The 12,230-nt window shown below is 60.9% G+C and carries 2 protein-coding genes; both read left to right on the forward strand.

Features of this window, described 5'->3' with window-relative positions; all coding sequences use genetic code 11:
* Window positions 1–234: 234 nt before the first annotated feature.
* Window positions 235–5,106, forward strand: a complete 4,872-nt coding sequence (locus VRB54_RS02620; protein ID WP_338479414.1) for a dermonecrotic toxin domain-containing protein — start codon at window positions 235–237, stop codon at window positions 5,104–5,106.
* 90 nt (window positions 5,107–5,196) lie between these two features.
* Window positions 5,197–12,195, forward strand: coding sequence for an NEL-type E3 ubiquitin ligase domain-containing protein (locus tag VRB54_RS02625; RefSeq protein WP_338479415.1), 6,999 nt, complete (start codon window positions 5,197–5,199; stop codon window positions 12,193–12,195).
* Window positions 12,196–12,230 lie beyond the last annotated feature (35 nt).

A 12,230-nucleotide genomic window follows, 5' to 3' on the forward strand; every position in this document is an offset into this window, starting at 1 on the left:
TTAAATACGTAAGGCTTTCCAGGCAGGGCCGTTCGATAGGCTGGTTTTTTAGACCCGTCACGGATGGCCCGTTATGCCCCGACAACCCGATACACCAGCCGTTAACGGCGCATTCAACGCCGACTCGCGCGGCATTCATTACGACTTCCTCAAAAGCGGTGTGCCCGCTTGGTTTACCCAGGCCATCACCCAGCGCCAGGAAGAGCTCGCCCGCCACGAAATGCAGATGCCCAGTTGGTACTTGAGTGCCACGGCTCAAAAAAGTCCGACCTGGCCGTCAGCCATACCCGTTATCGTGAAACCCTCAACCAGGTCGAGAACACCTTGGGTGATATCCAGGATGTCTTGGTGTTTGCCGAAGCGCCGCTTAAACAGGCGATCAAAAAAACCTTCGGCCTGGACCTGGACGTTCACGCGGTGTTTTTCGTCCGCAAATATGCGCTTAAAGGCCGGGACGGCTGGGGCAGTGCATTGGCCTTCGAACAGCCAAGCGGCTTGGCGACACGACACGAATACCGTGGAACCTCTCTGCTGGAAGCGGCCCTGGCCAATTTCACCGCCGAAGAGGAAGAAATCAACGCGTGCGCGGACTGCGAGATTATTACGACGTGGAACCCGAATATCGGCTCCATCATTGCGGACTACGACGCGGTCAGCGCTCAGGCCGTCGCCATTGCCCCCCATGAATTTGCCAGGATGTGCCGCACCCTGGACCTGGGACGTTTGTATCAGGAGCACATCCAGGCCGTCGTTCAACCCACAAACGTCGCCGTACGCACCGCGTTGCACACGCAACTGCAAGAGCATCAGCGCCAACTGTTGGCGCTGAGCGCCGAGTTCGCCAGCCTCAAGCCCGCATGGGGCGGGATAAGCGCCCCTGCCTTCAGGATGATCAAACAGGTCATCAGCACCCCAGCCACTGCCACCCTAGAAGGCAAGCCGATCACGTATGCCGCACTCTCGATCTTTGGCTGTGAGTTGGTGGGGCCGTTGCTGATCGGCCCTGATCGTATAGACAGTCGCACACCTGAGCGCCTGGTGGTGTACATCCCCCATGATCCGCAGCAGGCCCTCAAGGAATACACCAATGGCGCTGAGTTCATGATTGACCTCAGGGCGCGCCTGCACAGTGCCTCGTACCGACGGTTTTTCAGCCGTTTCGTCCCGCAACGCGAGCAGGGACGCTTTTTCCAGCAGTTCAATAAGCGCTACAAACCCTCCAATGGCAATGGCGCGGCCGGTGATTACCCGCTTGCGTCAGACGCAGCAAAGTTATCTTTGGAGGCGCGGACGATCAGCGCCAGCACGCTGTGGGTGTCATTGCGTGAGACGCAGGTGCGCAAAATTCTTTTCGACGCCCGTGCCGTTGCGGTGCCCACCGCCGACGAAGACCGCCAGGCGCGCATGGACCGACTGGAGAGCTACCTGGATGCAGTGGTGAGTGTGTTCAACCTCGCCGCTTTCGTGGTGCCTGGGTTGGGGCCGGTCATGCTGGCGGTGGGCGCGGTACAAATGTGCAATGAAGTGTTCGATGGCCTGGAGGCCTACGAGCAAGGCGATGTGAGGACGATGTGGGCGCACTTTTCCAGCGTGGCGCTCAATGTTGCGTTTGCCGCCGCCGGGGCCTCCGTGTTGCCTGAAATCAAGCTGGGGAGTGCGCTCGATGAACTACAGCCCGTCACCTTGACCAGCGGCAAGCAGCGGCTGTGGAAGCCCGACCTGTCGACCTACGAACACACCCAGCCGATACCTCCAGGGGTGGCGGCGGACGAGTTAGGCCTGCATGTGTTTGACGATAAAACCATCTTGCGTTTGAACGGTAAGCGCTACAGGGTGCAAAAGGACCCGGTGAGCGGTGAGTACCGAATCGTCCATCCCTCGCGTGCCGATGCTTATCAACCCCGGCTGACACAGAATGGCAGCGGTCTCTGGAACCATGAACTGGAGCGACCACTGACCTGGGAAGGCGCTCCGCTGATGCGGCGTCTGGGCCCGATGACTGAGGGCTTCAGCGATGCCGAACTGGAGCAGGTGCGCCAGGTTGCGGATGTGAGTGAGGACGTGTTGCGCCGAGTGCATGTGGAGGGTAAGCAAGCCCCGGGAATTTTGCTCGATACCCTGCGCCAGTTCAGGGCCTATCGTGATGCGGTGAAAGTCGCCGAGGGCATACGTCAGGGAGCGCTCGACAGCGAACTGTGCGGCTATGCCGCGTCCTTGGCGGTGAAGTTGCCAGGGTGGCCGGCGAGCAAGGCGATAGAAGCGTTTTCGGGCAACGACTTGAGTGGGCCGTCGATCAAGTATGGCAATAGCCGGGCATTGCCCTCGGACACCCTGCGTATCCACCGCGCCGACTTGATGAACGGCCAGTTACCCAAGCGTGTGGCCGAGACATTGAGTGAGCGCCAGCTGCGTGATTTGGTCGGGGGCTATCCGCGCACCCTGCAGGAGCAATCCGAGGCCGTGCAAGTGCAGCTTGAGCAGGCCGCCGTTCGTGCCAGGCGGCAGTTGAGCGACAGCTTGTATATGCAACAGCAGCCTGCATCGACCCCGGCCATCGCGCTGTTGCAGCGCGACTTCAGTCGCTTGTCCACCCGCATGGCGCAAGAGCTGCTGGCAGACGCCACGCCGGCCGAGCTGGAGGTAATGAACACTGGCAGGCGCATCCCCTTGCGCCTTGCCGAAAAGGCACGGTTGGCGCAACAACAGCTCCGCCTCACCCAGGCTTATGAGGGACTGTACCTCGACGCCCTGGCGGGGCCGGACACCGAGGCTTTGGTGCTCAACACCTTGCCTCGCTTGCCGGGCTGGACCGACAACCTGCGCCTGGAAGTGCGCGAGTACACATTGACCGGTAAGTTGCGTGCCAGTTACGGCGCCGAAGAGGCTGCCGAGCGCAAGGTTCTGGTGTGGTCCGACGACGGGCGCTACCAAGCGACCAACCTCAGAGGCGAGGCGCTGGGCAGCCTCGATGACCTCTATGGGGCGATCCAGCACGCGTTGACCGACAGCCACCGCGAGGCGTTGGGGTTGCCACACGCCGAGCAGGGTGCCGAGCTGAAGGCTACGCTGATTGCGCACGCCTTGCCCCGTGAGCAACTGGTCAAGGTCCTCAAGATGCAACCGCGCACGCGGCCAGTGTTCACGGGGCCGAGGCGCACGTCAGGTGGACGGCTGGGTTATCCCTTGAGTGGCGGAGGCGGACGAGCGCTCGGGCGGCGAGCGCTGGAAGAGCGGATTCGTACGTTGTACCCGGAGTCTACCCAGGAACAGGTTGAGGCGTTCATCAGCCAGCATGGCCCTGAGGCGAGCAATGCCCTGCGCGCCCTTGAACGGGAGTACAAACAGTTGAGTGACACCTTGCAGGATTGGCAACAGATACCTGAACAGGTTACCGACGCGGAACAAGCATCGGCCGGGTTCGTTGCGCGTATCGCCGCCAGGCGGAATATCACCCGGGCGCTTACGCAAGCCTGGCGGCATGTGGGTGCGTCGGACCTTGCGGTTGACGGGGCATACCAAGGGCAAGTGCTGGATTTGGCCAACGTGAACTTGCGTGATCAGTTGGCGCAGCTCCCGGAGCTGACGGCCAACTTTGGCCATGTATCCAGTGTCGATTTGTCCTCGGCGGGCCTTGAAGGAGGCATTGATAGATTTCTGAGCTACTTCAAACGACTGCAGCGACTGAACCTGAGCGATAACGAGTTGATCGCGCTACCTGGAACGATCGGGCAACTGACGCGCCTCACGGAGCTGGACCTGTCCGATAACCTGGTCAAGCTTGACGCGCCGGCGGTACAAAACCTGCGTGGGTTGACCCGTTTGAACTTCCTGGCACTGGAGAGTAACCACTTGGGTTTGTCTCCGGATATCAGTCAAATGCCGCACCTCAATATTCTGTTGCTGGGCGATACCGAACTCACGGCGTGGCCGACGGGGGTCTTTGATTTGCCACGCGCGTCCACGTTTCATCTGAACCTGAGCGCCAATGCGCTGGAGCAGATTCCCGTTGTTGCACCGGGGTCGGCTGAAGCGCTGATTGTGGCGCGCACGGAGATCAGCCAAGGGCCCGAGTACATCTCCCCGCAGAACCTGCAAATTTTCAGAGATTATCGAATTTCGGTGGGTATGGACCCGTACCGGCTCGCCCCTCCGCGAGGTGTACAGGAGAGTATTTATTGGCGTGAAGGCTTGAGTCAGGAGCAGTGGTTTGCCAAGCAGGGCGTGTGGGATAGCCTGGAAAACGAACACGGCGCGGAGCCGTTTTTTGTTGAATTACGCAAGCTGTCCGAGTCGGCCGATGCCATTGACGCATCGGCGGCGGTGAAGGCCGAACTCACGGGCAAAGTCTGGCAGATGATCGAGGCGGCGGTAGCGGACAGCAAACTGCGTGACAGGCTGTTCAAAATGGCCACGGCGCCCACCACCTGTGTGGACGCCGGTGCGCAGTTATTCAATGCCATGGGCCTGGAAGTATTGATTTTCCAGGCCTATCAGCTGGGCGCGGAGGACTTGGTCGAGCGCGAGCTGTTGATGTTGGCGCGAGGCAAGTCACGGTTGGACGAGCTGGGTCGCATCGCCCGGGGCAGGATCAGCGAGCTGCAGGCCGAGGGCCGTACGTTCCCGGAATACGATGAGTACGGTGCCCTGATCACTCGGTACGACGCCGAGGGGCATCCCATCAAGTACATCGATGAGGTGGAGATCCATCTGATCTACCCCACCAACTTGGCTGAGCGCCTGGATTTGCCTTGGCAGTCCCGCAAGATGAAGTTCAGCGAGCCCGATGTGACACCGGCAATGATCGACGATGCGTATGCACGGGTGCTGGCATTGGAAGACGGGTCGCTGCTGGACCAGCGAATTAGCGAACAGCCTTTTTGGGATATCTACGTCCGTCACTCCAACCCGAAAGCGTTCGACGGCTTGCGTGTGCGGGTCGAGTCCCTGCTGGACTCGCTTGAGGCACTGGAACCGATCAGCCAGGCCGAATACGACAGCGACATGGCGTTGATCGCAGGGGAAGAAAAAACCCTGCTCCTCAACCTGACTCAACAAGCACTGAAGCGCGCGTGTCTGGAGCGCATTGAAACGGCACAGGTCCCGTGAGTATTTCTGATAACGCACTAAATACCTAAGGCTTGCCAGGCTGGGCTGTCCGATAGGCTGGTTGTTTATAACCGTCACGGATGGCCCTACATGTCAGAGCAACTCACCCCACCCGTCGCAGAAGGCGTATTCAACGCTGATACGCGTGGTGTTCATTACGACTTCCTGAAAGACCGCGTGCCCACCTGGTTTGTCCAGGCCAGCACACAACGCCAGGAAGAACTCGCCAATCACGAACTGCATCAACTGCCCAGTTGGTACCTGGCGGCATCGTCCGACGCCAAAGGCGTGCTGGCGGCGAGCCAAACGATCTTTCGCGAGACGCTGAACACGCTCGAGAATGTCCTGGGCAGCATTACCGATATCGTGGCGTTTGCCGAAGAACGACTGAAAAAGACGATCAAGCACACCTTCAACCTGGACCTGGATGTCAGGAGCGTGTACTTCGCCAGGAAGTACAGTTACCCACAAGGTCGCTCGGACCTGTATGGCGCCTTTGCATTCGAGCGCGAGACCGATCCCTCGCTGAATTATTTCTATCGCGGCATCTCCCTGTTGGAGGCCGCACTGGCCAACTTCGAACCCGACGAAGAACAGCCACCGCCCTGTAATGACTGTCAAATCATTACCACCTTTGGCGCCTATGACGGGGAAGTGCTGCCGACATTCGAGGCGCTTGAAGACCAGGCGCTGAACATCGCTCCTCATGCCTTTGCCAAGCTGTGCCGCACGCTGGACCTGGGCGGGCTTTACCAGCAGCACCTCAAGACGGTGTTGCGCTCCGACGTCGCCGTAGAGCGCTTCGTGGTGGAGCAGCAGATGCAAGCCCATTACCGCGATCAGTTGGCACTGAGCGTCGAGATGGCGCATATGCAGTTCGCCACAGTCCCAGACGATAACCAGGTCCAGTCGGGCATCAGTGATACGGCCTACCAGATGCTCAAGCAGGTCCTGACCGACACCCCTGGCGTCACGCTGGACGGGCGCGCAGTTACCTTCTCGGTCTTGAAGGTGTTTGATATTCGACTGGTCGGGCCATTGTTGATCAGCCCGGACCGTGAAGACAGTGACCGGGTCGAGCGGGTGCTGGTGTATCTGCCCAACGACCCGCAACAACCGCTCACTGAATATGCCTCCAGTGCCGACTTCATGGTCGACCTCAGGACGCGCCTGCACAGCGCCTCCTACCGGCGCTTTTTCAGTCGTTTTATTCCCCAGCGCGAACAAGGCGAGTTCTTCAAGCAGTTCAACCGCTTGTACCAGCCTTCCGACAACGGCGACGCGACGCAGGATTTTCCGCTCCAGCCTCGCCCCGCCAGACTGCGCCTGAACGATGCCTCCCTGCGCGGCAATGTGTGGGAGCAGGTGTCTCGCGCCGCGATCAACAAGATCTTCATTGATGCGAGAGCGGTCGCCGTACCAACCGGGGACGAAGACATCAAGGCGCGCGAGGAGCGCTTGGCGAGCTACTTCGACGCGGTCGTCAGCTTTTTGAACGTGGCGGCGTTCTGGGTGCCGGGGCTGGGGCCGGTCATGCTGGCCGTGGGGGCTGCGCAGATGATGAGCGAGGTGGTCGAAGGGATTGAAGCGCTCGCCCAAGGCGAAATCCGCGAAGGCTGGGCGCACCTGTCTTCGGTGGCGCTCAACGTGGCGCTGTTGGCTGGTGGCGCCAAGGTCGTGCCTCATATCAAAGGGTTTAGCGCGCTTGATCCGTTCAAGCCGGTCACGATGCCGACGGGCAAGCAACTGCTATGGAAGGCAGACCTTGGCCCCTACGAGGCCCCTGTCAAACTGGCGCCCGAGTCGAAGCCTGATGGGCTTGGCCTGCATCAGCAGGGTGGTCGGACCATGGTCGCGATCGAGGGCAAGCTTTACCACGTGCAACAGGACCCGATTACCGCGCAATACCGCATCCAGCATCCGACGCGCCCGCACGCCTACACCCCGAAACTGGAGCATGACTACCGCGGTACCTGGAGCCATGAGCTAGAAGAGCCCTTGACCTGGGATGAGCCGACGCTGCACCGGCGCCTGGGGCTTGCCGAGTACCAAGACCAGGTGCGCATCAGTGGGGTCGAGCCGAATGTCCTGCGCGAAACCTTTGTCGATCATGACGTCCTTCCCCATGTGCTGGATGAGACGATCACGCGTTTCCAGATCCATCAGCAACTCACCACCTTTGTCGAACAGATGAACAGCGCCGACCCCCAGGTGTATGCGCAGGCCGACCCTGGGCTGCAGCTGGACATCATGCAGCGGCGCGACCTGCTGCCCGAGACCCCGCCGTTACGCGTGCTGGACAACGACGCCAGGGTTCTGTGGGAGACGCCTGGGCCAGCCTCCACTGAAACACGAGTGGTGGCGCTCAGCCAGGAAAACATGAGCGGGGGCGAACTGCTCAAAGAGGTGCTGTACACCTTGCAGGGTGTAGACCCGACCCTCGCGGAAATCCCCGGCAACCCCAAGGACTCGCTGTATCGGCGTGCCGACCAGTTACGCACATACGTTGCGCGCACGGTAGATGCTCTCAAGCGACCGTTGATGGACGAGCGTTACCGGGCGGTGACCCGCACGAGCAACCCGGATGTGCAACGCGTATTGGAAGGGTATCCCGACCTGTCGACACCGATGGCGGCGCACATGCTTGAGAGCCTGGATACAGGCCCACTGCAGGTCTTTCGCCGCACGGGCCGGCTGCCGGAAACCCTCGCCGAGCAGCTGCGCTGGTGTGAGCAGGAAACCCGCGTGTCCCGTGCATACGAGGGGCTGCACCTGGACAGCCTGACGGACATCGACAGCCAGCGCCTGGCCTTGCGTACGCTCGAAACGCTGCCGGGGTGGCGCCGCGGAACCCGCTTGGAATTGCGCCTGTATTCGGCCCAGGGGGCGATACTCGATGCCATCGGTTCTGTGGACGCATCGCTCACTCGCGCATTGGTCCTGCAAGAGAGCGGGGTGTTTGCCACGCAGGGCCAAGGGGACTTTTACACGGCGGTCTGGGAGGCACTGTCGCCCGCAGAACGTCAGGCCATGGAGTGGAGCGATGCCGCGCAGCTCAAACAGGCCATTCAGCAATCCCCTCTGGCGCGCGCTGACTTGCGCACGGTGTTGCTGGAGCATCCCGTGCGCAAGCCAGCCTATGATTCCTCCATGCGCTTGTTCGGCGGCGGCCCGGGTTTCCGGCAACTGCTGAGCAGAACCACCCAAGTGTTTCGTGCGCCCGAAGCGCGGGTGCGCAAATTGTTTCCGGCGTTGAGTGATGCACAAGTTGCCGAATTCATTCGGTCATTGGGCGACGATGTGTCGGGTGGGCTGGCGCGACGCGAGGCTGAATTTGAAAGCCTGGACCGGACGTTGAAGGGCTGGGTCAAAGCCAATGCACCGCGCGTGACAACCACTCAGTTTGATCGGGCCGGCGGGATAGCCGGCCACGCCGCCAATGAAATAAGGCGTTGCTGGCGTCGGGAGACAGGGGCGAAGTTGCGCCTGCCGAATGGGCGGGGCATGACCCTGCCCGTTGTGGTCGGCGACTTCAGCCATGTCGAGGTGCTCGAAATCTCCGGATTCAAGAGCGCGGGGCATACCGATGCGCTTCTGCAGAATTTCAGCCAGCTTAAAGTATTGGCACTGCGCAACTGCGAACTGACCGAACTGCCCCAGGCCCTCACTGCCATCAAGGGCTTGACCTCGCTGGATCTGGAGTCAAACCCACTGCGGCTGACGCCGCAAAGTGTCGCAACGCTCAACACGCTCGGCACCCTTGAAGTACTCAGCCTGTTGGGCTGCCCACTCGGCACGCCGCTGGACTTCAGTGGCCTGCCCAGGCTCAAGCGCTTGAATCTCAGCTCGACGAAAATCGAGCAGTGGCCCACCGGCTTGCAACAGCTGCCCGTGTTGGAAGTCCTTGACCTGAGGAACAACCGGCTGCGCGTGGTACCGCAGGAGATCCTGAACCCGCCGCCGGAGCAGTTTGAGCAGATCGCTCGCATCAACCGCGTCACGTTATTGGAAGGCAATACGTTTGCCGACGACGACTGGCAGCTATTCGATGGCTACTGGAAGCGCCTGGGCGAGACCTGGCCCGATTTGCTCCTCGGCGCACTGGATGGCGCATTTGACAGTGGCAACCCCAGGGTCAGGGCCGTGCGCAAGATGTACCCGGCCTATGATGCGCAAAAGGCCAGGGAGTTTGTCTGGCGGCTCGGAGACGGTGCAGAGGTTGAAATCGCCAGGCTCGAACGCGAGTTTGATGGACTCGATGCGCAACTGAGTGCCTGGACATTCTCCGGCGGCGGCGCCCACCAGCGGTATGTCCGGCCGAATCAGCGGCAGGTCAGTGCGGCGACGCACCTCGGGCGCTACGAGGCGCAGCAGCGCATCATGCGTTGCTGGCGGCGCGAAACGCCGCAGAAGCTGGCCAACGACGGCACGCCGATTGGCCTGGAGCTGGACCTCAGCCGCCTGGACCTGCCGAGCCTGCCGGACCTGGATGCCGACTTCAGTCATGTGGGTTCACTCAAGTTGAATAACATGAACCTGGCCAGTTCCCCTGAAGGGTTTCTCGCGCAATTCCGGGGTGTGCGCTGGCTCGATCTGTCGGGTAACCAGCTGCGAGTCTTACCGCCGGCCCTGGGCGAGATGCCGGGGTTGACCCGCTTGTTTCTGCAAAACAACCGGATCCGGCTGACCGCCGAGACGGCCAGGATATTGTCCGGGCGCGTGACGTTGCGGGCGCTGATGCTCAGCGGCAATGACCTGGGTATTGCCCCCGACTTCAGCCAGATCAGCGATATGCGTTCACTCGGCTTGTCCAACGCAGGCCTTGAGACCTGGCCGGTTGGCCTGGCTGAGCAACCGTTACTGGATGGGATAAACCTTTCGGCAAATCACCTGACGAGCATTCCTGCCTCGGTGATTTCGCCGCCCGACGCACAGTTGGCGCAAACCGCACGGGTCAACAACGTCACGGACGCGAGTAACAACCCATGGTCCGAGGCGACGTTGCAGCAGGTGCAAGCGTACGGCGAGCGGCTTGAACGCGCAGGGCTGGCATCCGCCGGGCGTCCGAATCGCTTGGTCGCCACGGTTGCGCGTCGCGCGAGCCCGGGTGCCCCGGCACTGGAAAGCGCTGCGCCCTTTCGACGTTGGGCCACGGGGCTTACCGAAGCCCAGGTGCCGGCCAGGAAAGCCCAGTGGGACGGGTTGCACGGGCGGGCGGGTGCGCAGGGTTTCTTCGAGATGCTCAGCGGCCTGGAAACCTCCAGCGCCGGCCATGCGGATCTGCAACGCCGGGTCTGGGAAGTTATCGATGCCATCACCGCCCATTCCGCCGAGTCCGAAAGCCTGCGCGAGCAAATGTTCGAGTGGGCGGGCAGGGCGGCGTGTTGTGATCGTGCCGCGCTGTCTTTCGGCAACCTGGAGATCATGGCCATGGTCTACAAAGCCCGGCTCCAGGCCATGGACGCGAACCAGGGCGCGGCCTTGTCGACCTTGTCAAAAAGGCTGTTTCGCCTGGACCAGGTTGAGAAGATCGCCTTGAACGATATCGACCAGCGGCGTACTGCAATCAACCATAACCCGCAGTTGACGCCGATCCAGAAAGAAAGCCAGTTGGCTGCGCTGGAGGAAGTCGAAATACGCCTGGCCTATCGAGATGGCCTCAAGGATCGGCTTGATTTGCCAGGGGCGCCTGCGCAAGCCCGGTTCACCCGCCTGGCAGAGGTGACGCAAGCCATGCTGGATGCCGCCTATGCCAAAGTCATGGCGCTGGACGAGTCTGTGCAAGCGTTTCAAGCGCTGCTGGCTAGGGAGTTTTGGCAGGACTTCATCACCCAGAAATATCGGCCGTACTTCGAGGCGCAGAGCAAACCCTATCAGGATGAGCTGGCGGTTTTATTCGAGCAAAACAGCGACGGTCGCTTGTCGAACCACGCATTTGAAACAAAGGCCCAGGCGTTGCAGGCACGGCTGGTGATCGAGGATGCGGCGTTGATTGACCGGCTGACGCGCAAAGAGATTGTTGATCACCAGGCGGCGGTGACCGGGCTTGAAGCGCTGATTGAACCCGTAGCCGGTCGACTGGCACTGTCACAGGCGCAGGTTATCGAGTGCGACGGGGCGCAGTATTTCATTGCGAGCATGCCGGATGCGGGGGATGGGCAGCATTACCTGTTGCGGGTACAGAGCCCGGACAATCCCTTCCAACTGGTCAGCAGCGGCATTGTTGCCAAGCCGGACGTGGCTGGCGTGTGGAAGCGCAGGGGCCTGGCGGGAGGCGGCTCCGACAGCGAATACGAGGAGGCATCGGAAGCCATGCCGGTGGCGCCCTACACCGCTGCAGAGCTCAGTTTCATGCGAGCCACCGCTCACTTCACCACCCTCAAGAACGAGCTGGGGCGCTACAACCGGGCCAACAACGGCAAGTATCCGCTCAGGGATCTACAGGGCAGGCCGATTCGTATCCGCAGCCTGCAGAGGCAGGTCACTATGCACCCAGACGCTATCTATGCCTCGACTCCTATCAAACCCTACCTCCAGTTTGAAGGGTATGAACACGTGGGGGGACTGTATGAAGAGAAATTGCAGTGGCGGCTGTTTACCGCCGATGATGTAAAAGTGCCTGGCGAACAGGCCTTGATCGGACAATCGATGGTGGTGGCCAACAGGCGAATCGTCAAAGGGGAAATTGTCGGCCTGTATGGTGGGACGGTTATTCCGTACGGCATGTCGGTGCGCTCGGAGAGTACGTTCGGGATGATCGTCGGCTACGAGCTGGCCCCTGTTGTGGGCAGCTTTCGTGCCGACCCGATCCTTATCATCGGCGACAACATCATTTCCAGGGTCAATACGAACTTCGAATATGACGTGCATGGCCAGCCCGTACGCCAGGCGCCCGAGGGGTATAACGTCGAGTGTGTTCCCTTCGAAGTTGAAGCCGAACACGCGACCAGCGCTGCGGGCAAAAGGACGTCGTACAGGCTGAATACTGTCTTCGCGACGCAGGACATCCCGGCGGGCACCGAGTTGCGCATGGATTATGGGTACACGGAGGCGATGATCAAAAACAAGTTTTCTGGCGCGGCGCAGTGAGGGTCAACCCTGAAGACACGGCTCTTCAGGGTTGA

It is taken from the genome of Pseudomonas trivialis, from assembly GCF_036864995.1.
Lineage (GTDB): Bacteria > Pseudomonadota > Gammaproteobacteria > Pseudomonadales > Pseudomonadaceae > Aquipseudomonas > Aquipseudomonas trivialis.

Coding starts and splice junctions, on each gene's coding strand:
- VRB54_RS02625 (WP_338479415.1), top strand. CDS start 5,197: ATGTCAGAGCAACTCACCCCACCCGTCGCAGAAGGCGTATTCAACGCT.